Consider the following 26,731-nt stretch of genomic DNA (forward strand, 5'->3'; position numbering starts at 1 on the left):
AGGCGACGCGTGCCGTGAAGTCTGTAGGAAGGGCCGCCATGCGGATGACGGACGGGGCGCGAGCCGGAGAATCGTCCCGCATACTATCGAGCGGTCGGCGTGGCGCAAGGTAGACGCACTGCCACAGCAGTCCCCGTCAGGGGTGCAGGCTTCGACACCTGCCGCCGACCCCCACAAGAAGGAAAGCGCTGTGAAGACGATCGACGAGATGTTGAACCTGGACCTGATCACGGTGGCGCAGCACCAGGAGATCGACGCGTGGATCACGCGTGCCAGCTCGCCGGAGGAGATCCTGCAGATGCCGGCCGAGCTCTGGCAGGCCGTCGAGCGCGCCAGTGAGGCGATGGGCGTCGACGTGGATCTGCTGCGCCCGCCGGCCCTGGACGCCGGCGGTCACGCGGTCGAGTAAGCCTCAGCGTTTCAGGGTGGCCGACAGCTCGGCCAGTCTGGCGAATTCCGCGCGGTGGCCGTACCGGTCTTCACCCCGCGCGCCCCGGGCGAGCGGCACGAACTGCTCCGGCCCGTAATTGCCGATCAGCGAGCTGCCGCGCAACCACTGACCCCATGCAGCGACCGCCACCGCGAAACGCGTGTCGGCGTCCTGCGCGGCCAGCGCCGGCATCGTTGCTGGCTTGGCGACCGGCAGTTCAACCAGTTGGCTTGTCGACTGGCCCGGCGCCTTGTAGCGCAGCTTGATCCACGCCAGCTCGCCGTTCTTGCCGACGCGCGGCGATGCCTTGGCCGCCGCCTTGCCCTCGTTGCCGTATCGCAGCGGATCGACATTGCCCTTCGCGCCGGCCGGCACGAACTCGTACAGCGCCGTGACCTGATGACCGGCGCCGATGTCGCCCGCGTCGACCTTGTCGTTGTTGAAGTCCTCGCGCTTGAGCGCATGCAGCTCGTAGCCGATCAGGCGGTACTCCTGCACCGTCGCCGGGTTGAACTCGACCTGCAGCTTCAGGTCCTGCGCGATCGTCGCCAGCGTCGAGGTCATTTCGTTGACCAGCACCTTGTGCGCTTCCTGCAGCGAATCCAGGTAGTGGTAGCTGCCGTTGCCGGTGTCGGCCAGCTTCTTCATCAGCGCTTCGTTGAAGTTGGACTGGCCCACGCCCAGCGCCGTCAGCGTGACGCCGCTGTCGCGCTCGCCCTCGATCATCTTCTTGAGCGTCTCCTGGTTGGTCTCGCCGACATTCAGGTCGCCGTCGGTGGCGAGCAGCACGCGGTTGATGCCTTCCGGGATGAAGGACTCGCGGGCCTGCGCGTAGGCGAGTTTCAGGCCACCTTCGCCGTAGGTGGCGCCGCCGGCCTGGAGCTGATCGATCGCGCTGTTGATGGACGCCTTGCGGTCGCCGGGCGTCGGCGGCAGCGCGATGCGCGTGCCGTTGGCGTAGGTGACGACGCTCACCCGGTCCACCGGACGCAGCTGCGCGGTCAACAGCTTCAGCGCGGACTTCACGAGAGGCAACCGGTCCTCCGGACCCATCGAGCCGGACACGTCGACGAGGAACACCAGGTTCGCCGGCGGCAGGCTCGCCTTGGCGATGTCCTTGCCCTTGATGGCGATGCGGATCAGGCCGCGCTCGGCATTCCAGGGTGAGGCCAGCACCTGCGCGCGGACCTTGAACGGATCGCGCTCGCCGGTCTCGGGGCCGGGGGCGTCGAAGCCGAAGTAGTTGACCAGTTCCTCCACCCTCACCGCGTCCTGCGGCGGCATCTGGCCGCGGTTGATGAAGCGGCGGACGTTGGCGTAGCTGCCGGTGTCGACGCTGGCGCTGAAGGTGGAGACGGGCAGTTCGTCGGCGCGCTGCCAGGGGTTGTCGGAGAAGGCCGTGTACTTGGCCGTCGAGGCCGGCGGTGGCGGCGTCCATTGGGGCGCGTAGGCCGCGACGCTGACCGCCGCGCGCTGCCGCTGTTCGGCGATCGGGGCGGGCGCCGCCGGGGCCGCCGCGATGATGGGCATGAGGGGCCCCGGGGAAGGTCGTGGCGGCGGTTGCTCGGTGGGTGCCGCCTTGGCGTCGGCGGCACGCGCGGATTCTTGCGCGCGTTGGTCCGAGGCGCGCTGATCCGGCGCCGGCGACGTGGTGCAAGCGGCCAGCGTGGCGAACGAGACCGCCAGCAGGGCGGACTGAGCGACGGCGGAACGGGACGGGAATGACATGGGTGCTCCCTCTGTGGTGCGGCCGGCCGGCGCCTCGGACGCCGTCCTGGCCGGATGCGGATCATCGTGGCGACGACCCGATCGACGGTCAACGGACCCGAGGGGGGATGGTTGACAGGTCGCAGTCCCCGCAGCGGGGGAGAGCGGGGACCCCTCCGGCGCGTGTAAACTCCCGCCCTTCACCGTATTACCGACGCTGCTCCAGGCAACCGGTCGCCCCTTCGGGTCCGAGGCCGTTGAGTGTGTGACTTCGGGCAGGTGTTTCTCAGTTCATTTACCGGAGCCAACATGGGCAACAAGATCATCACGGAAGCCGACCGCAAGGCCGCCCCCCGTCCCGTCGCGCCGAAGGGCGTGACCGTGACCTCGCATCGCGGTCAGAAGAGCAGCCTCGAGCGCGGTTCGCACACCCGCTCGAAGAAGAACCCGGGCAAGCGTCCGCACTCGGGTTGAGGTCGCGGGGAGTTTCTCCCCATCGATCCGACAACAGGCCCATGCCCTCCGGCGGGGCCTGTTTTGCTTTCAGCGAGGCCCGTCCACCGGACCTCGCGCCGCTGCCCGATCAATCGCCATGATCCGCATCAACGAACTCCGACTGCCCCTCAACCACCCCGAGGAGGCGCTGCGCCCCGCCGTCGTCGACCGGCTCGGCATCCCCGACGCGCAGCTCACCGCCTTCACCGTCTTCAAGCGCAGCTACGACGCCCGCAAGAAGACCGCGATGGTGCTGATCTACTCCGTCGATTGCGAGGTGGGCGACGCCGCCGCCGAAGCCGCGCTGCTCCAGCGCCACGCCGGCGACACGCACATCAAGCCCTCGCCGGACACCGCCTACCAGTTCGTCGGCCATGCGCCGGCCGACTTCTACGCCGCCGGTGCCGCTGACGCTGCCGGGGCCACGGGTGTGGCCGACGCCACCGGCCGTCCGCGCCCCATCGTCATCGGCTTCGGTCCCTGCGGCCTCTTCGCCGCGCTGATCCTGGCGCAGATGGGCCTGCGGCCCATCGTGCTCGAACGCGGCAAGCAGGTCCGCGAGCGCACCAAGGACACCTGGGGCCTGTGGCGCGAAAGCGTGCTCGACCCCGAATCCAACGTCCAGTTCGGGGAAGGGGGCGCGGGCACCTTCTCCGACGGCAAGCTCTACAGCCAGATCTCCGATCCGCGCTTCCTCACGCGCAAGGTCCTGACCGAGTTCGTCAAGGCCGGCGCGCCCGAGGAGATCCTCTTCGTCAGCAAGCCGCACATCGGCACCTTCCGCCTGGTGAGCATGATCATCAAGATGCGCGCCGAGATCGAAAGCCTCGGCGGCGAGATCCGCTTCCAGCAGAAGGTCACCGACGTGCTCATCGAGCCTGGCACCGATGGCCAGCGGCACGTGCGCGGCGTGATGCTCGAATCCGGCGAGCAGCTGCGCGCCGATCACGTCGTCATCGCGCTCGGCCACAGCGCGCGCGACACCTTCACGATGCTCCACGCGCGCGGCGTGCACATGGAAGCGAAGCCGTTCTCCATCGGCTACCGCATCGAGCATCCGCAGTCGATCATCGACAAGGCCCGCTTCGGCCCGAACGCCGGTCATCCCATCCTCGGCGCGGCCGACTACAAGCTGGTCCACCACGCGGGCAACGGCCGCTCGGTCTACAGCTTCTGCATGTGCCCCGGCGGCACCGTCGTCGCGGCGACGTCGGAACCGAATCGCGTCGTCACCAACGGCATGAGCCAGTACTCGCGCAACGAGCGCAATGCGAATGCGGGCATCGTCGTCGGCATCACGCCCGAGGACTATCGCCAGGACGGGAAGAAGGACGGCAGCACCGTCAATCCGCTGGACGGCTTCGCGTTCCAGCGCTTCTGGGAATCGCGCGCCTACGAGCTCGGCGAGGGCAACTACCTGGCGCCGGCCGCGCTGGTGGGGGACTTCGTCAAGCGCCAGCGCAGCACCGCGCTCGGCAGCGTGGAGCCGAGCTACAAGCCCGGCGTCACGATGACCGACCTGCAGCAGAAGGGCTTCGGCAGCCTGCCCGAGTACGCGCTCGCCGCGATTCGCGAGGCACTGCCCGCTTTCGAGCGCCAGATCCGTGGCTTCGCGATGAACGACGCGGTGCTGACCGGCGTCGAGACGCGCACGTCCTCGCCGCTGCGCATCACGCGCGGCAAGGACTACCAGAGCCTGAACGTCCGCGGCCTGTATCCGGCCGGCGAGGGTGCCGGCTACGCCGGCGGGATCATGTCCGCCGGCGTCGACGGGATCGAGGTGGCCGAAGCGGTGGGCCGCAGCCTCCTGGGCATCAAGGACTGACCCCGACTCCCTGCCGCACTGCAATCCGAGCCGCTACCCGCGCACCATGCCGCATCGCGGCAGAGGGTGCCGGGGGCGCCGGGGAGGAATGCGGAGCCTGCGACGCGATTGACGACACGGGGCCCCCGGCACCCTCTGCCGGTGCTCGGTGCCGGCAGTTCAGACCGCCTGCCAGAGCGTCGGCGAAGCCGCCGGATTCCATCCCGCGCCGGCCCAGGCCGTGTGCGCCTGCAGGCAGCGGTACTGCTTGCCCTGATAGCTCACGATCTGCCCGGCCGTGTAGCTCGATCCCTCCGCCCATGCGGGCGCGCCGCCCGGCGGGTTCGTCGGGGGCGTCGTCGGCAGGATGACGTCCAGTGCGTAGCTCGCGCCCGAGTTGGCGTTCTGCAGGTAGACGTCCATCACCGTCGCGCCGCCCGGCACGACGACATTGCCGCCCTGCAGGGTGCCGACCTTCACGTAGCCCGAGGTCTGGTTCACCTTGGTCGCGATCTGGCTCAGCCACGCGGCCTTGGTCGCCGCGGCGGTCAGCGACACCGAGATCGTCTCCAGGTCATTGCCCGCGCCATTGAACACGCGCAGCTTCACCTGGCTGCCCGACGGCAGGTCCTGCGCCGCCGAGACCTGGCCGATCTGCTTCAGTCCTGAGGGCGTGCCGGGTGGCGTCGTGCCGCCGCCGAAGTCCACGTCGGAGCAGGCATAGAACGCCTCGGTGCTGTCCGCCCGTTGCCAGGCGGAGAACAGCACATGCTTGCCGGTCCGCCGCGGCAGGCTGAGCTTCATCGTGTAGGTTTTGCCCGTGGTGACGAGCTGGTCGGGGCCGAGTTGCTGCACCTGCTCCAGGTCGGACCAGCGCAGCGGCGAGGTGGTCGGGTTCCAGCCGTCGCGCGTCAGGAAGAAGGTCCAGTTCAGCGAGCGGTGCGGCGCGGTGGCGTTGTAGCGGTACTCGTACTTGCCGTCGGCGCCCGGCGAGTAGGCCGTGGTGGGCCAGTCCGCGCGCGCCAGGTCGAAACCCTTGAACTTCTCCTGTCCGCCGGCGCAGATCTTGAGGTCCGGCACCACCGCCTTGTGATTGCCGTTGGCCGCCGCCTGGTTGACGCCGTTCCAGTCGTAGATGGCCTGCTCCCCGCCGAAGGCGATCGCGGCCTGGCAGGCCGGCAGTGACGGATTCTTGTAGCAGTTGTACTGACGCGAGATCGGGAACTCAGGTGCGCCGTGCGCGAACGCGGCGCTGGGCGCCAGCGCTGCGGTCATGGCGGTCGACAACGTGGCCAGCGCGGCGGCACCGGCGGATCGGGCTCGGAAGTTCATGCAGGTCTCCTGGAAATGATGATGGAAGCGCTTTGTGGCGGATGGGCCCGACATCGCACCAAAGCAGTACCACCATAGGACCTGATGAATACCAAAACAAGCCGAACAACAGTAACGACGGTCGCTGAAGATTTTCCAGCTTTCGTTTAAGGCGAAGGGATTATCATGAACGACCGCAGTCTTGCTCTCTGAGCGAAGGCTACAGTTCAACCCAGCCGCCGCCATACCATGCGCCTCGACCTCACCACCTTGAATCTCGTGCTGGCGATCGAACAGACTCGATCCATCACCCGCGGGGCCGAGCGCGAGCATCTGGCGCTGGCGGCGGCCAGCAAACGGATCTCGGACCTGGAGACGCGACTCGGGGTGCAGTTGTTCGAGCGTCGCGCCCGCGGCGTCGAGCCCACCGAGGCCTGCCGCGCGCTGGTGCGCCACATCCGCTCGTTGCATGCCTCGCTGCATGCGCTGGAGAGCGAGGTCGTCGAATTCGCCCGCGGCATCAAGGGGCATCTGCGCATCGCCGCCAACGCCGGTGCGATCGCGGAAGCGTTGCCGCCGGATCTGGCCGCGTTCTCGCAGGCCCATCCGCAGATCCGCATCAGCCTCGAGGACCAGACCAGCGCCGAGGTGCAGGCGGCCGTCGCCGAAGGCCGCGCCGATGTCGGCGTGTTCACGACGCCGCTGCTGGACAACCGGCTGCAGACCTGGTCCTACCGCACCGGCCGTCTGGCCGTGCTGGTGCCGGCCGGCCACGAACTCGCCGGGCGCGAGTCGGTCAGCTTCGACGACCTGCTGGACCACGACCTCGTTGGCCTGCACGGCGGCGCCGCGGCACAGGAACTGATGATGCAGGAAGCCATGGCCCGCGGCCGCACGCTCAAGGCACGGCTGCAGGTGCGCGGCTTCGACGCGATCGCGCAACTGGTCGAGGCCGGCCTGGGCGTCGCGGTGCTGCCCGACGCACCGTCGCGCCGTTTCGCGCAGGTCTTCGACGTGAAGCGCCTGACGCTGGATGAAGCCTGGGCCCAGCGCGACTATGTTCTGGGTGTGGCCCGCCAGGAGCGCCTGCCGACCGTCGTGCAGCGCTTCGTCGACGCGCTGTGCCCTGCCGCCAAGGAGGCCTCCGCCGCGGGGGCTTCCGCCACGCCCGCGATGCCCGCGAATCAAGTTTCCAAGGCCGGCTCGAAATGAGCCGCAAAGACAGCCATCTTTCCCTGAAGTGATGGAGAGCCATCCCATGACCGCCAACATCTCCAACGCCGCCCACGCCGGTTCGCCGCGTACCCTCTACGACAAGCTCTGGGACGAGCACGTGGTGCATACCGAGGAGGACGGCACGTCCGTCCTCTACATCGACCGCCACCTGGTCCACGAGGTCACCAGTCCGCAGGCCTTCGAGGGCCTGGACCTGGCCGGCCGCAAGGTCTGGCGCCTGTCGGCCAACCTGGCCGTCAGCGACCACAACGTGCCCACGACCGACCGCAGCCAGGGCATCGCCGATCCGGTGTCGCGCCTGCAGGTCGACACGCTGGACAAGAATTGCGACCGCTTCGGCATCACGCAGTTCAAGATGAACGACAAGCGCCAGGGCATCGTCCACGTGATCGGTCCGGAGCAGGGCGCCACGCTGCCCGGCATGACGGTCGTCTGCGGCGACAGCCACACCTCTACGCATGGCGCCTTCGGCGCGCTGGCGCACGGCATCGGCACCTCCGAGGTCGAGCACGTGCTGGCCACGCAGACGCTGCTGGCCAAGAAGGCGAAGAACCTGCTGATCAAGGTCGAGGGCCAGGTCATGCCCGGCGTCGGCGCCAAGGACATCGTGCTGGCGATCATCGGTCGCATCGGCACCGCCGGCGGCACCGGCTACACGATCGAGTTCGCCGGCAGCGCCATCCGCGCGCTGTCGATGGAAGGCCGCATGACCGTCTGCAACATGGCGATCGAGGCGGGCGCGCGTGCCGGCCTGATCGCCGTGGACGACACGACGATCCAGTACGTCAAGGGCCGCCCGTTCACGCCCAGCGGCGTCGAGTGGGACCAGGCCGTCCAGTACTGGCGCACGCTGCACTCGGACACGGGGGCGAAGTTCGATGCCGTCGTCGAGCTCGACGCGGCCCAGATCCGCCCGCAGGTCACCTGGGGCACCTCGCCCGAGATGGTCCTGTCCATCGACGACCGCGTGCCCGATCCCGACAAGGAGAAGGACGCCGTCAAGCGCGGCGCCATCGAGCGCGCGCTGCAGTACATGGCGCTGGAGCCCAACAAGGCGATCAACGACATCCGCATCGACAAGGTCTTCATCGGCAGCTGCACCAACAGCCGCATCGAGGACATGCGCGAGGCCGCGGCGGTCGTGAAGCGTCTGGGCGGGCGCGTCGCCGGCAACGTCAAGCTGGCCATGGTGGTGCCGGGCTCCGGCCTCGTGAAGGCGCAGGCCGAGGCCGAAGGGCTGGACCAGATCTTCAAGGCCGCCGGCTTCGAATGGCGCGAGCCGGGCTGCTCGATGTGCCTGGCGATGAACGCCGACCGGCTGGAGCCGGGCGAGCGCTGCGCCTCCACCAGCAACCGCAACTTCGAAGGCCGGCAGGGTGCCGGCGGCCGCACCCACCTGGTGAGCCCCGCGATGGCCGCCGCCGCCGCGATGGAAGGCCACTTCGTCGACGTGCGCCGCATCGCCTGAGGATCGAGGATCAAGACATGGACAAGTTCACCGTGCACAAGGGCCTCGTGGCCCCGATGGATCGCGAGAACGTCGACACCGACGCGATCATCCCCAAGCAATTCCTGAAGTCGATCAAGCGCAGCGGCTTCGGCCCGAATCTCTTCGACGAGTGGCGCTACCTCGATCACGGCGAGCCGGGCCAGGATCCGGCCAGCCGCAAGCCCAATCCGGACTTCGTGCTGAACCAGCCGCGCTATCAAGGCGCGTCGGTGCTGATCGCGCGCAGCAACTTCGGTTGCGGCTCCAGTCGCGAGCACGCGCCGTGGGCGCTGCAGCAGTACGGCTTCCGCGCGCTGATCGCGCCGAGCTTCGCCGACATCTTCTTCAACAACACCTTCAAGAACGGCGTGCTGCCGATCGTGTTGCCGGAGCGCCAGGTCGCGCGCCTGTTCGACGAGGTGTTCGCCTTCCCCGGTTATCAGCTGACCGTGGACCTGGACCGCCAGGTCGTCGTCAAGCCCGATGGTGAAGAGCTGCCTTTCGATGTCCAGCCGTTCCGCAAGTACTGCCTGCTCAACGGCTTCGACGACATCGCGCTGACGCTGCGCCACGCCGAGAAGATCAAGGCTTTTGAAGCCGAACGCATCGCCACCAAGCCGTGGCTGAACAATCGACTGGTTTGACCCACCCCCTACCGCCTTCGGCGGCCCCCTCAAGGGGGCGAACCCGACGGTCTGGCAAAGCCAGCCCCGTGGGTTCCGCTGGCGAAAACCGCCATTCCAAGGATTGATCATGAAGATTGCAGTGTTGCCTGGTGACGGCATCGGCACCGAAATCGTCGCGGAGGCCGTCAAGGTCCTGGACGTGCTCGAACTCCCGTTCGAGCTCGAGACCGCGCCCGTCGGCGGCGCCGCCTACGAGGCGTCCGGTCACCCGCTGCCCGAAGCGACGCTCAAGCTCGCGCAGGACGCGGACGCCGTGCTGTTCGGTGCCGTCGGCGACTGGAAGTACGACAAGCTGGAGCGCGCGCTGCGCCCTGAGCAGGCCATCCTCGGACTGCGCAAGGCGCTGGGCCTGTTCGCCAACTTCCGTCCGGCGATCTGCTACGAGCAGCTGACGCACGCGTCCAGCCTCAAGCCCGAGCTGGTCGCCGGCCTGGACATCCTGATCATCCGCGAGCTCACCGGCGACATCTACTTCGGCCAGCCGCGCGGGCGCCGCACGGCCGTCGACGGCCACTTCCCCGGCAGCGAGGAGGCCTTCGACACGATGCGCTACTCGCGCCCCGAGATCGAACGCATCGCCCACGTCGCCTTCCAGGCCGCGCGCAAGCGCAACAAGAAGGTGACCAGCGTCGACAAGGCCAACGTGCTGGAGACCTTCCAGTTCTGGAAGGACGTCGTCACCGACGTCCACAAGGCGTATCCGGACGTCGAGCTCGACCACATGTACGTCGACAACGCCGCGATGCAGCTGGTCAAGGCGCCCAAGAAGTTCGACGTCGTCGTCACCGGCAACATGTTCGGCGACATCCTGTCGGACGAGGCGGCGATGCTGACCGGCTCCATCGGCATGCTGCCCAGTGCCTCGTTGGACAAGAACAACAAAGGCCTCTACGAACCGAGTCACGGCAGCGCGCCGGACATCGCCGGCAAGGGAATCGCCAATCCGCTGGCTACAATCCTTTCCGCTGCCATGATGCTCAAGTTCTCCCTCAACCAGCCCGAAGCCGCCGCTCGCATCGAGTCGGCGATTCAGTCCGTGCTGGCCCAGGGTCTGCGTACCGCGGACATCTGGAGCGAGGGGACCCAGAAGGTGAGCACCCGCGAGATGGGTGATGCCGTCGTTGCCGCCATTGCGTCCAGCAAGGGCTCGGTCACGACCATTGCCACGACGACCAAAACCATCAAGAGCTAGTCCGCTCCGGTTCGTCTCGCCCCACCTCACACACCCGGCGAAGCGAGCCGGGCAGGCTCCCAGGGTGTGTGACGGTGTTTGGGCGATGCCCGGCCAGCAGTGCCGGGCCTTTCAATGAACGAAGGTACGCAAATGACGACATTGGTTGGTTTGGTGGGGTGGCGCGGCATGGTCGGCTCGGTGCTGATGGACCGCATGGCGCAGGAGCGCGATTTCGATCTGATCGAGCCGCTGTTCTTCAGCACCTCGAACGCGGGCGGCACCGCTCCGGCGTTCGCCAGGAACGAGACGGCGCTGCAGAACGCCTTCGACATCGAGCAGCTCAAGCGCTGCGAGATCGTCATCACCTGCCAGGGCGGCGACTACACCAACGAGGTCTATCCCAAGCTCCGCGCCGCGGGCTGGAACGGCCACTGGATCGACGCCGCGTCCTCGCTGCGCATGGCCGACAACGCCGTGATCGTGCTGGACCCGGTCAACATGCCGGTCATCAAGAACGCGCTGTCCAAGGGTGGTCGCGACTGGATCGGCGGCAACTGCACCGTCAGCTGCATGCTGATGGGCGTGGGCGCGCTGTACAAGGCCGGCCTGGTCGAGTGGATGTCCACGCAGACCTACCAGGCCGCGTCCGGCGGCGGCGCGCAGCACATGCGCGAGCTGCTGACCCAGTACGGCACGCTGAACGCGGAAGTGAAGGCGCTGCTCGACGATCCCAAGAGCGCCATCCTCGAGATCGATCGCAAGGTCATCGCGAAGCAGCGCGCGCTGTCCGGCGACGAGATCGCCAACTTCGGCGTGCCGCTGGGCGGATCGCTGATCCCCTGGATCGACAAGGACCTGGGCAACGGCATGTCCAAGGAAGAGTGGAAGGGCATGGCCGAGACCAACAAGATCCTCGGCCAGGGCGAGGGCTTCGGTACCGCCGCCATCCCGGTCGACGGCTTCTGCGTGCGCGTGGGCGCGATGCGCTGCCACTCGCAGGCGCTGACCCTGAAGCTGCGCAAGGACGTGCCGCTGGGCGAGATCGAAGCCATGATCGCCGCCGACAACGAGTGGGTGAAGGTTGTGCCCAACACGCGCGAGGCCACGATCAAGGACCTGACCCCCGTCGCCGTCACCGGCACGATGACGATCCCGGTCGGCCGCATCCGCAAGCTGGCCATGGGGCCTGAATACGTCGGCGCGTTCACCGTCGGTGACCAGTTGCTGTGGGGCGCGGCGGAACCGCTGCGTCGGATGCTGCGCATCCTGCTGGATCGTTGATCCGTGCCTCGCCGGCCGTCGTCGGCGAGACGCCGGCTGGCGCGCGGTGTGCTGAAAGCGGTGGCTCTGCCATCGCTTTTTTTCATGCCGATTAGGGATTGCCAGGGGAGGGGCCCGTTGCCTTCTAGCGACAAGGCGGTAACCACCTGTGTATCTGCGCTAGCTCATCGTTGTTATTCATGAGCTACCTCAGCAACGATGCGTATATGCTTGCCACCGTTGTGATTTTCTACCGCGGGAATGGCTGGGAGCCTGCCCGGGCGCATCAGTCGCACAACAACAATACGTCAGACAGGCGGTCCTTTGGATGGTCCGCCTTGTTGCTTTGGGGGACGCCTTGAAAAAACATGCGAGCGCATATGCGCGATTTGCGCTGAGCCAGGTGGCCGCGGTCACCGTGTTGGGACTCGCGGCGGGTTCCGCCTACGGCCTGGGGCTTGGAAAACTGACGGTGCAGTCGGCGCTCGGCGAAACGCTGCGCGCGGAGATCGACGTCAGCAGCCTCAGCCCGGAGGAGGCCAGTTCGCTCAAACTGCGCGTGGCGCCGCCCGAGTCCTATCGGGCGTCAGGTCTTGACTACAACGCGGTGCTGGCCAGCACGCAGGTGCAACTGGCCCGTCGCGCCGACGGCCGACCCTACCTGCGCCTGAGCAGCGACCGCGCGGTCCAGGAACCGTTTGTCGACGTCATTCTCGAGGTCAACTGGTCGAGTGGCCGCCTGACCCGCGAGTTCACGCTGCTGTTCGATCCGCCGAGCAACACCAACGTCGCGCGTTCGAACGAGCCGACCACGTCCCCGGTGATCTCCGCGCCGGCGTCGACGCCGGCCGTCGTCGCGCCGCCGCCGGTGGCCCGCACGCAGGCGCCGGTGTCGTCGACGCCCGCCACGCCGGTGAGCCAGCCGCCCGCGCCCGCCACGGCCCGTGCGCCGCGTCCGGCCCCGTCGCCCGCCGCGCCGGCACCGGCCACGCCCGGCTCCGAATACACGGTCCAGCCCGGCGACACGCTGTCGCGCATCGCGAATCGCACCCAGCCGTCCGGCGTCTCGCTGGACCAGATGCTGGTCGGCCTGTACCGCAGCAACCCGGACGCGTTCATCAACCAGAACATGAACCGGCTGAAGTCGGGCGCCGTGCTGTCGGTGCCGGGCAGCGAGTCGGTCCAGTCGATCACGCCGCAGGAAGCGCGCCGCGTCATCCAGGCGCAGAGCAGCGATTTCGGCGGCTACCGCCAGCGTCTGGCGGAAGGCGCCCCGGCCCTGAAGGCTGACGAGAACAGCCGCCAGGCCAAGGGCTCCGTGCAGGCCGCCGTCGAGGACCGCAAGCCCGCGACCTCGACCGCGCCGGACAAGCTGACGCTGAGCAAGCCCAGTGGCCTTCCCAGCGCCGAGTCCAAGGTGTCCAAGGACACCGAGAAGAAGGATTCGGCTGCCCGAGTGGCCGAGCTGACGCGCAACGTCGAAGAGTTGAAGAAGCTGTCGAGCGCGGCCTCGAAGCCGGCTGCGCCGACGACCGCCGCAGCCCCGGCTCCCGCACCGACGCCGGCCCCGACGCCTGCGCCGGCACCCGCACCCGCTCCGGCGGTCGTGCCGCCGGTGACGGTCGCCGCGAACGTCCCCGCCGCCGCGTCGGAAGCGCCGGCCGCTTCCGCGGCTGCCTCGGCCGCCGTGGCTGAGGCTGCCGCCTCGCGCCCGGTCGCTGCTTCGGCGCCGCGCGCCGTGCCGGCGCCCAAGCCCGAACCGGAGGAGCCCGGCTTCCTCGACTCGCTGAGCGACTACCTGCCCGCGCTCGTGGCCGCCCTGGCGGTCATCGCCGGTGGCATCGGCTACAACCGCTGGCGCGCGCGCCGCGACGCGGCCTCGCGTTCCGAGACGGCCTTCGCGGAAAGCCGTCTGGCGCCGGACTCGTTCTTCGGCCATAGCGGCGGCCAGCGCGTCGACACGCGCGACGCGTCGACGACCGGCCAGTCGTCGATGAGCTATTCGCTGAGCCAGCTCGATGCGATCGGTGACGTCGATCCGGTCGCCGAAGCCGACGTCTACCTGGCCTACGGTCGCGACCTGCAGGCCGAGGAGATCCTGAAGGAGGCGCTGCGCGCCAACCCGGAGCGCCTGGCCATCCGCCTGAAGCTGCTCGAGGTCTACGGCAAGCGCCGCGACATCAAGGGCTTCGAGCAACTGGCCGTCCAGCTGTACGCCGAGACCAAGGGGCAGGGCGAGGATTGGGCGAAGGTCCAGGAACTCGGCCGTCAGGCTGATCCTGAGAATCCGCTGTACCAGCCCGGCGGCGCGCCGACGATGTTCGAGAGCGACGATGAGCGCCCCGAGCCGATGAACGCGAGCACCTTGCCCGCGACCGGCATGGCGCATCCGGGCGGCGGCGCGCTGGCCCGCGCGGCGGCGACCGCCGCGGCGGGTGTCGCGGCCGCCCCGCGCGACAGCGGCCCGTCCAGCCTGATGGATCTGGATCTGGACCTGGATCTGGGTTCGCCGCCGGCACCGGCGCCCGCGATGGCCGCCACGCAGGCGCTGCCGTCGGCATCGAGCCAGGCGCCGATGAACATGGATCTCGACCTGAGCACGCCGCCGGCCGCGCCGACCGCTGCCAGCGCCCGTGAACTCGAGTTCGATCTCGGTGACCTGGACGACCTGGGTGGCAGCACGCCGGCCCCTGCGCCTGCGCAGGATTCGTCGTCGCTGGACTTCGACCTGTCGAGCATCGACCTAGACCTGCCGACCGACGCACCGGCCAGCCGTGACGAGCGCACGATCGGCAAGGTGAACGACATCGAGGACATCGCGTCGATCGATCTGCCGGATCTGGATGCGCTGCCCGACGCCAAGCCGACGACGCGGGACACGATGAGCCTGGACGACCTGGGTGTCGACCTCGACAGCATCGACCCGAACGACAACGAAGCCCTGCAGCGTCAGCTGGAGCTGGCCGAGGAGTTCCGCCAGATCGGCGACACCGAAGGTGCCCGCGACGTGCTGCAGGAACTGGTCGGCAAGGCCGACGGTCCGATGCGTGCCCGCGCCCAGCAGATGCTGGACCAGCTTCGCTAAACTGCGAGCGGTTCACGACAAGGCGCTCGGCCTGGCCGGGCGCCTTTTCTTTTTGGCGTTCACCTTTCCCTGAGATCCGGAGACCTGCATGCGCGTGGCGCTGGGCGTGAGTTACCGCGGCGAGGCCTACAAGGGCTGGCAGAGCCAGCCCGGCGGCGGCACCGTCCAGGACGCGCTGGAGGCGGCGCTCGCCCAGTTCGTCGCGCAGCCGATCCGCACGATCTGCGCTGGCCGCACCGACACCGGTGTCCACGGACTGAACCAGGTCGTCCACTTCGATTCGCCGGTGGAGCGCGAGGTGTTCTCGTGGGTCCGCGGCGTCAACCGTTACCTGCCGCGCGACATCGCGGTCCAATGGGCCGCCTTTCCCGGCGAGGACTTCCATGCGCGCAATCTGGCGCGCGGTCGCCGCTACTGGTACCTGTTGCTGGAGTCGAATGTGCGCCCCTCCATCCAGGCTGGCGGCGTCGGCTGGACCTTCCGGCCGCTGGACGGCGACGCGATGCGGGATGCGGCCTCGCGGCTGGTCGGCGAGCACGACTTCAGCTCCTTCCGCTCCGCGGAGTGCCAGGCGGCGTCGCCGGTGAAGATCCTGCGCGGCATCGAGATCCACAAGCGCGGTCCGTACTGGCGCTTCGAGTTCGACGGCATCGCCTTCCTGCATCACATGATCCGCAACATCATGGGCTGCCTGATCGCCGTCGGCGCCGGGCAGAAGCCGCCCTCGTGGATGGACGAGGTGCTGGCCGCGCGTTCTCGTGATGCCGCGGCGCCGACCTTTCCGCCGGACGGGCTGTACTTCGTCGGCCCGACCTACGACGATCACCTGAACCTGCCGCGTCATACGGCGGCGATGGACTGGTTGCCCTGAGACCCGACCGCACCGGACCCCCAATGAGCCGAACCCGCATCAAGATCTGCGGCCTGACCCGCGAAGCCGATGTCGACGCCGCCGTTGAGGCCGGCGCCGACGCGATCGGGCTGGTCTTCTACGACAAGAGCCCGCGTGCCGTCGGCGTCGAGCGCGCCGCCGCGCTGGCGCGGCGCCTGCCGCCGTTCGTGACGCCGGTGGGGCTGTTCGTCAATGCCTCGCCCGAGGCGATTCACGCGGCGCTGGCCGCGATCCCGACGCTGACGCTGCAGTTCCACGGCGATGAAACGCCCGAGGACTGCGATCGCTGGTCGCGCCCCTATCTGCGGGCGGCACGGATGGCGCCCGGTTTCGATTTGCTAGACTTCGCGACTCGGTTCTCCCACGCCCAGGCCGTGCTGGTCGACGCCTTCGTCGACGGCTACGGTGGCGGCGGAAAGGTCTTCGATTGGTCACTGCTGCCTCCAAGCGTTCCCTCTCCGGTCGTTTTGTCTGGTGGGTTGAGTGCAGCCAACGTGATCGATGGCGTGCTGAAGGTGCGGCCCTGGGCCGTTGACGTCAGCTCCGGCGTGGAGGCCTCGAAGGGCCTCAAGGACGCCGGCAAGATCCGCCAGTTCTGCGATGCCGTGCGCGAGGCCGACCGCCTGAAGTCGGCCTGAATCCCTGCTTCCGTTCCCTGCAGGTTCGTGCGCGGGCATCCTCACCGAGGACCCCTCATGTCCAAGACATCGATTCCATTCACGACCGGCCCGTTGGGGGGCTATGCGCAGCCTGACGCGCAGGGTCGCTTCGGCCCCGTGTCCACCGCGAACTCGCACGGCTACTACGGTGGCCGCTTCGTCGCCGAGACCTTGATCCACGCGCTGGACGAACTCAACGAGGCCTACGCCCGCTACAGCCAGGACCCGGAGTTCATCCGCGAGTTCCAGTACGAGCTCGCGCACTTCGTCGGCCGGCCGAGCCCGATCTATCACGCCAAGCGGTTGAGCAGCGAGCTTGGCGGTGCGCAGATCTTCCTCAAGCGCGAGGACCTGAACCACACCGGCGCGCACAAGGTCAACAACACCATCGGCCAGGCGCTGCTGGCCCGCCGCATGGGCAAGAAGCGCGTCATCGCGGAAACCGGCGCCGGCCAGCATGGCGTCGCCACCGCGACGATCTGCGCCCGCTACGGCATGGAGTGCGTCGTGTACATGGGCTCCGAGGACGTGAAGCGCCAGTCGCCGAACGTCTACCGGATGAACCTGCTCGGCGCGCGCGTCGTGCCGGTGGAGTCGGGTTCGAAGACGCTGAAGGACGCGCTCAACGAGGCGATGCGCGACTGGGTCACCAACATCGAGTCGACCTTCTACATCATCGGCACCGTGGCCGGCCCGCACCCGTATCCGATGATGGTCCGCGACTTCCAGCGCGTCATCGGCGACGAGTGCCTCGTGCAGATGCCCGAGATGACCGGCAGACAGCCCGACGCCGTCATCGCCTGCGTCGGCGGTGGCAGCAACGCGATCGGGATCTTCTACCCGTACATCCCGCACGAGGGCGTGCGCCTGATCGGTGTCGAGGCCGCGGGGCAGGGCGTCCACACGCCCAAGCATGCGGCCACGCTGACCGCCGGCTCGCCCGGCGTGCTGCACGGCAATCGCACCTATCTGCTGCAGGACGACGCGGGGCAGATCATCGAGACGCATTCGATCTCCGCCGGACTGGACTACCCGGGCGTCGGCCCCGAGCACGCCTACCTGAAGGACATCGGTCGCGCCGAGTACGTCGGCGCCACCGATGCCGAAGCGCTCACGGCCTTCCACCGGCTGTGCCGCACCGAGGGCATCATCCCCGCGCTCGAATCGAGCCATGCGCTGGCGCATGCGATCAAGCTGGCGCCGACGATGCGTCCCGACCAGCATCTGCTGGTCAACCTCTCCGGCCGCGGCGACAAGGACATCGGCACCGTCGCCGACCTGTCGGGTGCCGAATACTTCGACCGGCCCTCGATGGCCGGCCACGCCGTGAAGGGAGGTGCGCAATGAGCCGTATCCAAGCCACTTTCGCCCGCCTGGGCGCCGAAGGCCGCAAGGCTTTGATCCCGTACGTGACCGCCGGCGATCCGTATGCGGATGTGACCGTCGAGCTGATGCTGGCGATGGCCAAGGCCGGCGCCGACGTGATCGAGCTGGGGGTGCCGTTCTCCGACCCCATGGCCGACGGCCCCGTGATCCAGAAGGCCAGCGAACGCGCGCTGGCCAAGGGCATCACGCTGACGCACGTGCTGGAGATCGTCCGGGACTTCCGCCAGCACGATGACGCGACGCCGGTTGTGCTGATGGGCTATGCGAACCCGGTCGAGCGCTTCGGTCTGGAGCGCTTCGTGACCGAGGCCAAGGCCGCCGGCGTCGACGGCGTGCTGGTCGTCGACTATCCGCCCGAGGAGTGCGAGCGCTTCGCCGCGGCACTGAAGGCGCAGGGGCTGGATCCGATCTTCCTGCTGGCGCCCACCTCGACGGACGAACGCGTCGCCCGTCTCGGACGGCTGGCCAGCGGCTACGTCTATTACGTCTCGCTGAAGGGCGTGACCGGCGCCGGGCACCTGGACACCGGCGCTGTCGCCGAGGCGATGCCGCGTCTGCGCAAGCACGTGTCCATCCCGCTGGGAGTCGGTTTTGGCATCCGCGATGGGGCGACGGCGGCCGCCGTGGCGCGCCATGCGGACGCGGTGGTGATCGGTTCGGCCCTCGTCCAGCTGATCGAGTCGCAGACAAGGGATAATGTCGCGATCCAGGCAGCGGCCTTCATCCGAGACATCCGCGCCGCGCTGGACGCCTGACGGGGCAAACTGCCCTGTTGCGCGTCTGGCGATAGACATAGGAGCCCGCCATGAGTTGGCTTGAGAAACTGCTTCCCCCGAAGATCCAGCAGACCGACCCCGACCAGCGCCGCACGGTGCCGGAAGGCCTGTGGATCAAGTGCCCGTCCTGCGAAACGGTGCTGTACAAGACCGACCTTGAGCAGAACGTCAACGTCTGCCCGAAGTGCGGTCACCACCATCGCATCGGCGCCCGCGCCCGCCTGGATGCGTTCCTGGATGGCGAAGGCCGCTACGAGGTCGGCCAGGAAGTGCTGCCCGTGGACGCGCTGAAGTTCAAGGACAGCAAGAAGTATCCGGACCGGCTCAAGGAAGCGCTGGAATCGACCGGCGAGACCGACGCGCTGGTCGTCATGGGCGGCGCGGTGATGAGCATCCCCGTGGTCACCGCCTGCTTCGAGTTCGACTTCATGGGCGGTTCGATGGGCTCCGTGGTCGGCGAGCGCTTCGCGCGCGGCGTCGAGACCGCGCTGGAGCAGAAGACCCCGTTCATCTGCTTCACCGCCACCGGCGGCGCGCGGATGCAGGAAGGCCTGCTCTCGCTGATGCAGATGGCCAAGTCCAACGCCGCGCTCACGCGTCTGGCCAAGGCGAAGCTGCCTTACGTCAGCGTGCTGACCGATCCGACGATGGGTGGTGTGTCGGCGAGCTTCGCGTTCGTCGGCGACATCGTCATCGCCGAACCGAAGGCACTGATCGGCTTCGCCGGCCCGCGCGTCATCGAGAACACCGTGCGCGAGAAGCTGCCACCTGGCTTCCAGCGCGCCGAGTTCCTGATGGAGAAGGGCGCGATCGACATGATCGTCGACCGCCGCAAGCTGCGCGAGGTCATCGCCCGGAACCTGGCCATCCTGCAGCGGCAGAGTTCCGACGCGGTCGCCTGACGTCGCGACGGCGAACCGCCCCCGGGGCGGTGGCGGTACTCAGCACGGCCAGACCACTCCCGGTCTGGCCGTCTTCATTTGAGCCTTGGAATTCCTGATGTCCACCACTTCGAACGATCTGTCCATTCCCGTGCTGACCCCCGGCGGCGACGCGCAGCAGGTGCTCGACGCCTGGCTGGCCCGCTGCGAGCGGCTGCATCCGAAGGACATCGACATGACGCTGGCACGTGTCGCCGAGATGCGCCAGCGTCTGAACCTGAACTTCGGTCCGGACACACCGGTCGTGATGGTCGCCGGCACGAACGGCAAGGGCTCGACCTGCGCGATGCTGGAGAGCGTCGCGCTGCAGGCGGGCTACCGCGTCGGCCTCTACATCAAGCCGCACCTGGTGCATTTCCAGGAGCGCTGCCGCGTCGGTGGGCGGCCGGTCGACGCCGCGGCGCTGCTGCCGCACTTCGAGGCGGTGGAGCAGGCCCGCGGTGAACTGGCGCTGACCTATTTCGAATTCACCACGCTCGCGATCCTGCACAAGCTGGCATCCGAGCCGCTGGACCTGGTGATCCTGGAAGTCGGCCTGGGCGGGCGCCTGGATGCGGTGAACGTCATGGACGCCGATTGCAGCGTCATCACGAGCATCGACCTGGACCATACCGAGTACCTCGGCCCGGATCGCGAGTCCGTGGGCCGCGAGAAGGCGCACATCATGCGACCGGGCAGGCCGGCCATCGTGTCCGATCCGATGCCGCCGGCCTCGATCGCCGCGTATGCCGAGTCCATCGGCGCCGAGGTGCGCCAGCTCGGACGCGATTTCAGCTATTCGGGCGATCGCCAGCAATGGCAGTGGGCGGGACGCGCGCGGCGCTACAGCGGCATGTCCTACCCGGCGCTGCGCGGCGTCAACCAGTTGCTGAATGCCTCCGGCGTGCTGGCGGTCTTCGAGGCGCTGTACGAGCGGCTCCCGATCTCCGCGCAGGCGGTGCGCGCGGGGCTCGCGCTGGTCGAACTGCCGGGCCGCTTCCAGGTGATCCCGGGCTCGCCGATGCTGGTGCTGGACGTCGCGCACAACCCGCATGCGGTGGCGGCGCTGGCGCAGAACCTCGACCAGATGGGCTTCTACCCGCGCACCCGTGCCGTCTTCGGCGCGATGGCGGACAAGGATCTCGCCAACATCCTGGCGCGCATCTCGCCGCTGATCGACCACTGGCATTTCTGCGACCTGCCGATCGCGCGTGCGGCGACCGCCCAGGCGCTGCGGACACGTTTCGACGAGGCGCGCGCCGCCGGCACGCTGCAGACGCCGAAGGAAGTCGGCGCATCGCTGCACCCGGACCCCGCGTCGGCCCTGGCCGCGGCGGCGGCCGAGGCGGACCCCGCTGATAGAATTTTGGTCTTCGGTTCGTTCTTCACCGTGGGCGGCGTGCTCAAGAACGGCATCCCGAGACTGGGCGGCGGCGTCCAGCCGGAATCCGAGTCTTGAAGCGGGCGGCATTGAGCGCTTCGCAACGCTGCATTCGAATCTCTCGCAGTTGAAGTCGGCGGCCCTGTCCGTACCTACGGAGGGGCCGCTTTCCGCTCCGGGGCCCTGGGTCCCGAAGGCACTCCCGCGGCGACGGCGCGGCATCAACCAGGTTCTCCGAGTACATGGGTTTTCTGTCCTTCCTGAAGCGCGGCGAAGCGAACGACTCCGGCGACCGAGGCGGTGATCGGGCTGAGCGGGGCCGTTCCGGCGACGGTGCGCGAGGGCGCGCCCGCGGCGGCGCCGAGGCGGTCGACGATGTCCAGCAACTGCGTCTGCGGGCGCGCCGTCGCCTGATCGGCGCCGCGGTACTGGTGGGCGTCGCGGTGATCGTGTTCCCGTTGCTCTTCGAGACCCAGCCGCGTCCGATCCCGGTCGACCTGCCGATCGACATCCCGCGCAAGGACGGCGCCACGCCGCTGACCATTCCCGCGCCGACTGCTCCGACCTCGCGCGGTCAGACCGCCGGGGCGGATGCCGGCCGCGGCATCATCACCGAGTCCGCGGAGCAAGCCGCCGCCGACCGGCCGGTTCCGCCGCCGGAAGCGCCTCGCGACCCGGTGGCCGATCAAGTGGCCCAGGCCATGCCGCCCACGCGCATGGACACCAAGCCCGACGAGCGCGCGACGATCGCCGAGCCCGCCCGCCCGGCGCGCGTCGAGCCCAAGCCTGAACACAAGCCCGAGGTCAGACCCGAGACCAAGCCGGAACGCAAGCCCGAGCCCAAGGTCGACGCCAAGCCCGAACGCAAGCCTGACCCGAAACCCGACACCCGCTCCGCGGATGCTGCCCGCGCCCAGGCGCTGCTGGAGGGGCGGCCCTCTTCCGAGAGAAAGCCGGACGCGGCCGCGTCCGCCGCGCGTTTCATCGTGCAGGTCGGTGCCTACGCCGACGGCAAGGCCGCGCAGGATGTGCGCGTGAAGGTCGAGCGCATGGGCCTGAAGACGTACACGCAGGCGGTCGACACGGCGGACGGCAAGCGCATCCGCGTGCGGGTGGGGCCGTTCAATTCGCGCGACGAGGCGGACAAGGTCGCGGCGAAAGTCCGCGGCGGCGGCCTGTCGTCGGCCGTGCTGACGCTCTGACGGGCCGGCACGGAGACTGTCACGATGCACGACCATGAACCCGCCTCAGCGCACCTCCGATCGCCGCGATGAACTGGGTCGACCTCGCGCTGCTGAGCCTGCTCGTCATCTCGGTCCTGCTGGGCGCCTGGCGCGGCCTGGTGTTCGAGCTGATGACCATCGCCGGCTGGCTGGTGGCCTACGCGGCCTCGCCCTTCGTGGCGCCGTTCATCGAGCGCTTCCTGCCGGCGGAGAAGATCGGTCCGGCGCTGATCCACGCCCTCGGGCTGGTGCTGGCCTTCATCCTGGTGCTGCTGATCTGGGGCCTCGGCGCGAAGCTGATCCGGGCCTTGATCCACGCGACGCCGCTGGGTGTGCTGGACCGGCTCGGCGGCGCCGCCTTCGGCGTGCTGCGCGCGGTGCTGCTGACGCTGCTGGCGACCGTCATCGTCGACATGACGCCGGCCGTGCGCTCGCAGCCCTGGGCCGAATCGCAGATCGCGCCCTGGCTGCAGGCCACGCTCACGCAGGTGAAGCCGCTGTTGCCCGCGGCCCTGCAAGACTACATTCCGGCCTGAGCGTCACGAGCGCTCCGGCCGTCGTTTTCCTCCCGTTCCAGAAGCATTAAGGACCTCCCCATGTGCGGCATCGTCGGTGTGATTTCCAAGGCGCCGGTCAACCAGCTGATCTATGACGCGCTGCTGCTGTTGCAGCATCGCGGCCAGGACGCGGCCGGCATCGTCACGATGCAGGGTCAGAAGTGCTTCATGCACAAGGCGCGTGGCATGGTGCGCGACGTGTTCCGCACCCGCAACATGCGCGGGCTGCCCGGCAACGTCGGCCTCGGCCAGGTGCGCTATCCGACGGCGGGCAATGCCTATTCGGAAGAGGAGGCGCAGCCCTTCTACGTCAATGCGCCCTACGGCATCGTCCTGGTCCACAACGGCAACCTCACCAACGCGCATGCGCTGAAGGACGAGCTGTTCGACGTCGACCGCCGCCACATCAACACCGAGAGCGATACCGAAGTCCTGATCAACGTGCTCGCGCATGAGCTCGAGCGGGCCGGCCGCGACCTGCCGCTGACGCCGGCGCAGATCTTCAAGGCCGTGGGCACGGTGCACAAGCGGATCAAGGGCTCCTACGCCGTGATCGCCCTGATCGCCGGGCATGGCCTGCTCGCGTTCCGCGACCCCTACGGCATCCGCCCCTTGTGCTTCGGCCAGGCGGCCGACGGCGAGGTCATGGTCGCCAGCGAGAGCGTGGCGCTCGAAGGCACGGCGCACACGCTGACGCGCGACCTCGCGCCCGGCGAGGCCCTGTTCATCGACACCCACGGCACGGTCCACACGCAGCAGTGCGCCGAGAACCCGACGCTGAACCCCTGCATGTTCGAGTTCGTCTATCTGGCGCGCCCGGACTCGGTGATGGACGGCATCTCGGTCTACCAGGCCCGGCTGAACATGGGCGAGACCCTGGCCCAGCGCCTGATCTCGACGATCCCGCCGAGCGAGATCGACGTCGTCATCCCGATTCCCGAGTCCAGCCGCCCGTCGGCGATGCAGCTCGCGCACCGCATCGGCAAGCCGTATCGCGAGGGCTTCGTGAAGAACCGCTACGTCGGCCGGACCTTCATCATGCCGGGCCAGTCCACGCGCAAGAAGTCGGTGCGCCAGAAGCTCAACGCGATCGGCCTCGAATTCAAGGGCCGCAACGTGCTGCTGGTCGACGACTCCATCGTGCGCGGCACGACCTCCAAGGAAATCGTCCAGATGGCCCGCGAGGCCGGCGCGAACAAGGTCTACCTGGCCTCGGCCGCGCCGCCGGTGCGCTTCCCCAACGTCTACGGCATCGACATGCCGACCAAGGAGGAACTGATCGCCCACGGCCGCTCGATCGAGGAGATCCGCCAGTTCATCGGCGCCGACGCGCTGATCTACCAGGACGTCGATGCGATGAAGCGCGTGGTCGGCCAGCTCCGCCCGGGGCTGAACGGTTTCGAGGCCTCCTGCTTCGACGGCACCTACATCACCGGCGACGTGTCGGCCGAGGACTTCGCCACGCTGCAGGCGCAGCGCAAGTCGCAGCCGGAGGAAGAGGACATGCCGGCGCGCAGCCGTCTGGCGCTGCAGAGCGGCGGAGACCAGTGATGGGCAACGACAAGAAGGGCGGCATCCCGCGCGTGGACCTGCCCGCCGACGTCCGGCTGGACACGCTCGCCGTCCGCGAAGGCCTGCCGCCGTCGCCGTGGGGCGAGAACTCGGAAGCGCTGTACCTGACCAGTTCCTTCGTGCATCCGGACGCAGCCACCGCCGCGCGCCGTTTCGCCAACGAGGAAGAGGCCTTCGTCTACAGCCGCTTCTCGAATCCCACGGTCATGATGATGGAGCGCCGGCTCGCCGCGCTCGAAGGCACCGAGGCCTGCATCGCGACTTCGTCGGGCATGTCCGCGATCATGCTGCTGGTCATGGGCCTGCTGAAGTCCGGCGACCACGTGGTGTGCTCGCGCTCGGTGTTCGGCTCGACCATCAAGCTGCTGCAGGGCGAGTTCGGCAAGTTCGGCGTCCAGACGACCTTCGTGTCGCAGACTGACCTGGCCGAGTGGAAGGGGGCCCTGCAACCCAACACGAAGCTGCTGTTCGCCGAGACGCCGACCAATCCGCTGACCGAGGTCTGCAATGTCGCCGCGCTGGCGGAGATCGCGCACGCGCACGGCGCGCTGCTGGCCGTCGACAACTGCTTCGCCTCGCCCGCGCTGCAGCAACCGGCGAAGATGGGCGCGGACTTCATCATCCATTCCGGCACCAAGTACCTCGACGGGCAGGGCCGCGTGATCGCGGGCGCGATCTGCGCCTCCGCGAAGCACGTCGACGAGGTGTTCACCCCCGTGATGCGCTCGGTGGGCATGTCGCTGTCGCCGTTCAACGCCTGGGTCGTGCTCAAGGGCATGGAGACGCTGTCGGTGCGCATGAAGGCGCAGACCGCGAGCGCCGCCGTGTTGGCCGAATGGCTGGAGGCGCACCCCGGCATCGAGCGTGTGTACTACCCGGGCCTGAAGTCGCATCCGCAGCATGAGCTCGCGATGCGCCAGCAAGGCGGGCAGGGCGGGGCGGTCGTGTCCTTCATCGTGAAGAGCGGTGGCGAGGACGGCGGCCGCGCCGCGGCGTTCCAGGTGATCGACCAGACTCGCATCTGCTCGATCACCGCCAACCTCGGCGACACCAAGACCACCATCACTCATCCGGCCAGCACTTCGCACGGCCGGCTCACCGAGCCGCAGCGCCAGGCGGCCGGCATCACGCAGGGTCTGATCCGCGTCGCGGTCGGCCTGGAAGACATCGAAGACATCAAGGCCGACCTGGCCCGCGGTTTGAATTCCCTATGACGACTCCTTCCACCCCGGTCCGCACCCGCATCGCCCCGTCGCCGACGGGCTTCCTGCACCTGGGCACAGCGCGCACGGCACTGTTCTCGTGGGCCTACGCGCGCCATCATGGCGGCGAATTCGTGCTGCGCATCGAGGACACCGACGTCGCGCGATCGACGCAGGATTCGGTCGACCAGATCCTGGCATCGATGCGGTGGCTGGGCCTCGAGTACGACGAAGGCCCGGTCTACCAGATGCAGCGCCTGGAGCGCTATCACGCGGTGATCGAGCAGATGATCGCTGCCGGCACCGCCTACCGTTGCTACTGCTCGCCCGAGGAGCTCGCCGCGATGAAGGCGGGCCAGGAGGCGCGTGGCGAGAAGCGGCGCTACGACGGCACCTGGCGTCCGGAGCCGGGCAAGACGCTGCCCGCGATTCCCGCGGGCATCGAGCCGGTGGTGCGTTTCAAGAATCCGGTCGACGGCGACGTGACCTGGGACGACCTGGTCAAGGGACCGATCACGATCAACAACCGCGAGATCGACGACCTCATCCTGCTGCGTCCGGACGGCGTCCCGACCTACAACTTCGCGGTCGTGATCGACGACTGGGACATGAAGATCACCCATGTCTTCCGCGGCGATGAGCACATCAACAACACGCCCTGGCAGATCAACCTGTTCAACGCATTGGGCGCGGCGCTGCCGGCGTTCGGCCACATCCCGGTGATCCTGGGCGATGACGGACTGAAGCTGTCCAAGCGCCGTGGCGCGGTCAGCGTCACCGCGTATGAGGAGAACGGCTATCTGCCCGAGGCGATGCTGAACTACCTGTCGCGCCTGGGCTGGAGTCACGGCGACGACGAGCTCTACAGCGTGGCGCAACTGGTGTCATGGTTCGACGGCAGCCATCTCTCGAAGAGCCCCGCGCAATGGGATCCGGCCAAGCTGGAATGGGTCAACTCGCACTACATCAAGTTGGCCGATGACGCGCGTCTGGCGTCGCTGGTGGCGGTGCAACTTGGCAGGCGTGGCCTGGCCGCGCCGGAGCGCCTCGAAGCGATGTGCGCGCTGTTCAAGGATCGCTGCAGTACCACGGTGGCGCTGGCAGACTGGCTGGCGATGTATGTGTCGCCGGTGACGCCGAGCGAGGCGGACCGGGCCCAGCACCTGACCGATGCCGTGAAGCCGGCCGTGCTGGCGCTGGCGGACAAGCTCGACGCGCTGGCGAATTGGGACAAGGCGTCGATCAGCGCCGCGATCAAGGAAACGATCACGGCGTACGGCATCAAGATGCCGCAACTGGCGATTCCCGTGCGGGTGCTGGCCTGCGGTCGTTCGCAGACGCCGTCGGTGGATGCGGTGCTGGAACTTTTCGACAAAGAAATTTTGTTGAACCGCTTGCGTTCTGTTTAAAACTCGATCTATACTCTCGTTCTCGCTTGAACAGCGCGACGTTCGAAACGAACTTCGAAGCGGCAGACGATGAATTA

At 68.2% G+C, this 26,731-nt stretch carries 22 protein-coding genes; 20 read left to right on the top strand and 2 right to left on the bottom strand.

The features are described from left to right. Positions 1 to 190 precede the first annotated feature (190 nt). Positions 191 to 409 carry a hypothetical protein gene (locus AC1VNM_RS05590; RefSeq protein WP_377155398.1) on the top strand — a complete coding sequence of 73 codons (219 nt, stop codon included), beginning with the start codon at positions 191 to 193 and terminating at the stop codon, positions 407 to 409. A gap of 3 nt (positions 410 to 412) precedes the next feature. On the opposite strand, the gene AC1VNM_RS05595 is transcribed toward AC1VNM_RS05590, so the two are convergent. Then, positions 413 to 2,158: a vWA domain-containing protein gene (locus AC1VNM_RS05595; protein WP_483106155.1), complete on the bottom strand. Its 1,746-nt coding sequence runs from the start codon at positions 2,156 to 2,158 to the stop codon at positions 413 to 415. Positions 2,159 to 2,446: 288 nt separating this feature from the next. Between AC1VNM_RS05595 and AC1VNM_RS05600 the strand changes: the two genes are divergently transcribed. Further along, positions 2,447 to 2,611 (top strand): hypothetical protein, encoded by a 165-nt coding sequence (locus AC1VNM_RS05600; RefSeq protein WP_297530647.1) that lies wholly within the window; start codon positions 2,447 to 2,449, stop codon positions 2,609 to 2,611. 118 nt (positions 2,612 to 2,729) lie between these two features. Then, positions 2,730 to 4,457 (top strand): NAD(P)/FAD-dependent oxidoreductase, encoded by a 1,728-nt coding sequence (locus tag AC1VNM_RS05605; RefSeq protein ID WP_483106156.1) that lies wholly within the window; start codon positions 2,730 to 2,732, stop codon positions 4,455 to 4,457. A gap of 159 nt (positions 4,458 to 4,616) precedes the next feature. Here AC1VNM_RS05605 and AC1VNM_RS05610 read toward each other — a convergent pair whose 3' ends face one another. Continuing rightward, positions 4,617 to 5,768, bottom strand: coding sequence for a lytic polysaccharide monooxygenase (locus AC1VNM_RS05610; RefSeq protein WP_483106157.1), 1,152 nt, complete (start codon positions 5,766 to 5,768; stop codon positions 4,617 to 4,619). A 228-nt stretch (positions 5,769 to 5,996) separates the two neighbouring features. Between AC1VNM_RS05610 and AC1VNM_RS05615 the strand changes: the two genes are divergently transcribed. From AC1VNM_RS05615 to gltX, 17 genes are all read left to right on the top strand, one after another. Further along, on the top strand, positions 5,997 to 6,959 hold the full coding sequence (locus AC1VNM_RS05615; RefSeq protein WP_483106158.1) for a LysR family transcriptional regulator: 963 nt from the start codon (positions 5,997 to 5,999) through the stop codon (positions 6,957 to 6,959). A 46-nt stretch (positions 6,960 to 7,005) separates the two neighbouring features. After that, a complete protein-coding gene (leuC, locus tag AC1VNM_RS05620; RefSeq protein WP_483106159.1) occupies positions 7,006 to 8,451 on the top strand; it encodes a 3-isopropylmalate dehydratase large subunit in 1,446 nt (481 codons plus the stop codon). A 17-nt stretch (positions 8,452 to 8,468) separates the two neighbouring features. Then, positions 8,469 to 9,116 (top strand): 3-isopropylmalate dehydratase small subunit, encoded by a 648-nt coding sequence (gene leuD / locus AC1VNM_RS05625; protein WP_483106160.1) that lies wholly within the window; start codon positions 8,469 to 8,471, stop codon positions 9,114 to 9,116. A 109-nt stretch (positions 9,117 to 9,225) separates the two neighbouring features. Further along, positions 9,226 to 10,350, top strand: coding sequence for a 3-isopropylmalate dehydrogenase (leuB, locus tag AC1VNM_RS05630; RefSeq protein WP_483106161.1), 1,125 nt, complete (start codon positions 9,226 to 9,228; stop codon positions 10,348 to 10,350). A 132-nt stretch (positions 10,351 to 10,482) separates the two neighbouring features. Continuing rightward, the gene (gene asd, locus AC1VNM_RS05635) at positions 10,483 to 11,613 is read left to right on the top strand and encodes an aspartate-semialdehyde dehydrogenase (protein ID WP_483106162.1); all 1,131 of its coding nucleotides are present in this window, start codon (positions 10,483 to 10,485) and stop codon (positions 11,611 to 11,613) included. Between the two features lie 382 nt (positions 11,614 to 11,995). Beyond that, positions 11,996 to 14,677 (top strand): motility hub landmark protein FimV, encoded by a 2,682-nt coding sequence (locus AC1VNM_RS05640; RefSeq protein ID WP_483106163.1) that lies wholly within the window; start codon positions 11,996 to 11,998, stop codon positions 14,675 to 14,677. Positions 14,678 to 14,765: 88 nt separating this feature from the next. Continuing rightward, positions 14,766 to 15,548: a tRNA pseudouridine(38-40) synthase TruA gene (gene truA / locus AC1VNM_RS05645; RefSeq protein ID WP_431103262.1), complete on the top strand. Its 783-nt coding sequence runs from the start codon at positions 14,766 to 14,768 to the stop codon at positions 15,546 to 15,548. 23 nt (positions 15,549 to 15,571) lie between these two features. After that, complete coding sequence (locus tag AC1VNM_RS05650; protein ID WP_483106164.1) at positions 15,572 to 16,207, top strand: phosphoribosylanthranilate isomerase; 636 nt, start codon at positions 15,572 to 15,574, stop codon at positions 16,205 to 16,207. A 93-nt stretch (positions 16,208 to 16,300) separates the two neighbouring features. Next, positions 16,301 to 17,575, top strand: coding sequence for a tryptophan synthase subunit beta (gene trpB / locus AC1VNM_RS05655; RefSeq protein ID WP_483109247.1), 1,275 nt, complete (start codon positions 16,301 to 16,303; stop codon positions 17,573 to 17,575). Next, a complete protein-coding gene (gene trpA / locus AC1VNM_RS05660) occupies positions 17,572 to 18,369 on the top strand; it encodes a tryptophan synthase subunit alpha (RefSeq protein WP_377161966.1) in 798 nt (265 codons plus the stop codon). The genes trpB and trpA overlap by 4 nt, the downstream gene beginning before the upstream one ends. 50 nt (positions 18,370 to 18,419) lie before the next feature. After that, a complete protein-coding gene (accD, locus tag AC1VNM_RS05665) occupies positions 18,420 to 19,292 on the top strand; it encodes an acetyl-CoA carboxylase, carboxyltransferase subunit beta (protein ID WP_067270997.1) in 873 nt (290 codons plus the stop codon). Positions 19,293 to 19,389: 97 nt separating this feature from the next. Further along, entirely contained in the window at positions 19,390 to 20,769 is a 1,380-nt protein-coding gene (folC, locus tag AC1VNM_RS05670; protein ID WP_483106165.1) for a bifunctional tetrahydrofolate synthase/dihydrofolate synthase, read from the top strand. Between the two features lie 164 nt (positions 20,770 to 20,933). Beyond that, complete coding sequence (locus tag AC1VNM_RS05675) at positions 20,934 to 21,893, top strand: SPOR domain-containing protein (protein WP_483106166.1); 960 nt, start codon at positions 20,934 to 20,936, stop codon at positions 21,891 to 21,893. 68 nt (positions 21,894 to 21,961) lie between these two features. Then, on the top strand, positions 21,962 to 22,450 hold the full coding sequence (locus tag AC1VNM_RS05680) for a CvpA family protein (RefSeq protein ID WP_483106167.1): 489 nt from the start codon (positions 21,962 to 21,964) through the stop codon (positions 22,448 to 22,450). Between the two features lie 60 nt (positions 22,451 to 22,510). Then, positions 22,511 to 24,022: an amidophosphoribosyltransferase gene (gene purF / locus AC1VNM_RS05685; RefSeq protein WP_377155386.1), complete on the top strand. Its 1,512-nt coding sequence runs from the start codon at positions 22,511 to 22,513 to the stop codon at positions 24,020 to 24,022. Then, positions 24,022 to 25,257: an O-succinylhomoserine sulfhydrylase gene (locus AC1VNM_RS05690; protein WP_483106168.1), complete on the top strand. Its 1,236-nt coding sequence runs from the start codon at positions 24,022 to 24,024 to the stop codon at positions 25,255 to 25,257. The genes purF and AC1VNM_RS05690 overlap by 1 nt, the downstream gene beginning before the upstream one ends. After that, on the top strand, positions 25,254 to 26,654 hold the full coding sequence (gene gltX, locus AC1VNM_RS05695) for a glutamate--tRNA ligase (RefSeq protein WP_483106169.1): 1,401 nt from the start codon (positions 25,254 to 25,256) through the stop codon (positions 26,652 to 26,654). Before AC1VNM_RS05690 ends, gltX begins: the two co-directional genes overlap by 4 nt. Positions 26,655 to 26,731 lie beyond the last annotated feature (77 nt).

The organism is Mitsuaria sp. MSU3D (genome assembly GCF_056867975.1).

Bases quoted from the DNA above. Each gene is read 5' to 3' on its own strand.
- AC1VNM_RS05595 (WP_483106155.1), bottom strand. From the start codon at position 2,158: ATGTCATTCCCGTCCCGTTCCGCCGTCGCTCAGTCCGCCCTGCTGGCG.
- AC1VNM_RS05600 (WP_297530647.1), top strand. From the start codon at position 2,447: ATGGGCAACAAGATCATCACGGAAGCCGACCGCAAGGCCGCCCCCCGT.
- AC1VNM_RS05605 (WP_483106156.1), top strand. From the start codon at position 2,730: ATGATCCGCATCAACGAACTCCGACTGCCCCTCAACCACCCCGAGGAG.
- AC1VNM_RS05610 (WP_483106157.1), bottom strand. From the start codon at position 5,768: ATGAACTTCCGAGCCCGATCCGCCGGTGCCGCCGCGCTGGCCACGTTG.
- AC1VNM_RS05615 (WP_483106158.1), top strand. From the start codon at position 5,997: ATGCGCCTCGACCTCACCACCTTGAATCTCGTGCTGGCGATCGAACAG.
- leuC (WP_483106159.1), top strand. From the start codon at position 7,006: ATGACCGCCAACATCTCCAACGCCGCCCACGCCGGTTCGCCGCGTACC.
- leuD (WP_483106160.1), top strand. From the start codon at position 8,469: ATGGACAAGTTCACCGTGCACAAGGGCCTCGTGGCCCCGATGGATCGC.
- leuB (WP_483106161.1), top strand. From the start codon at position 9,226: ATGAAGATTGCAGTGTTGCCTGGTGACGGCATCGGCACCGAAATCGTC.
- asd (WP_483106162.1), top strand. From the start codon at position 10,483: ATGACGACATTGGTTGGTTTGGTGGGGTGGCGCGGCATGGTCGGCTCG.
- truA (WP_431103262.1), top strand. From the start codon at position 14,766: ATGCGCGTGGCGCTGGGCGTGAGTTACCGCGGCGAGGCCTACAAGGGC.
- AC1VNM_RS05650 (WP_483106164.1), top strand. From the start codon at position 15,572: ATGAGCCGAACCCGCATCAAGATCTGCGGCCTGACCCGCGAAGCCGAT.
- trpA (WP_377161966.1), top strand. From the start codon at position 17,572: ATGAGCCGTATCCAAGCCACTTTCGCCCGCCTGGGCGCCGAAGGCCGC.
- accD (WP_067270997.1), top strand. From the start codon at position 18,420: ATGAGTTGGCTTGAGAAACTGCTTCCCCCGAAGATCCAGCAGACCGAC.
- folC (WP_483106165.1), top strand. From the start codon at position 19,390: ATGTCCACCACTTCGAACGATCTGTCCATTCCCGTGCTGACCCCCGGC.
- AC1VNM_RS05675 (WP_483106166.1), top strand. From the start codon at position 20,934: ATGGGTTTTCTGTCCTTCCTGAAGCGCGGCGAAGCGAACGACTCCGGC.
- AC1VNM_RS05680 (WP_483106167.1), top strand. From the start codon at position 21,962: ATGAACTGGGTCGACCTCGCGCTGCTGAGCCTGCTCGTCATCTCGGTC.
- purF (WP_377155386.1), top strand. From the start codon at position 22,511: ATGTGCGGCATCGTCGGTGTGATTTCCAAGGCGCCGGTCAACCAGCTG.
- AC1VNM_RS05690 (WP_483106168.1), top strand. From the start codon at position 24,022: ATGGGCAACGACAAGAAGGGCGGCATCCCGCGCGTGGACCTGCCCGCC.
- gltX (WP_483106169.1), top strand. From the start codon at position 25,254: ATGACGACTCCTTCCACCCCGGTCCGCACCCGCATCGCCCCGTCGCCG.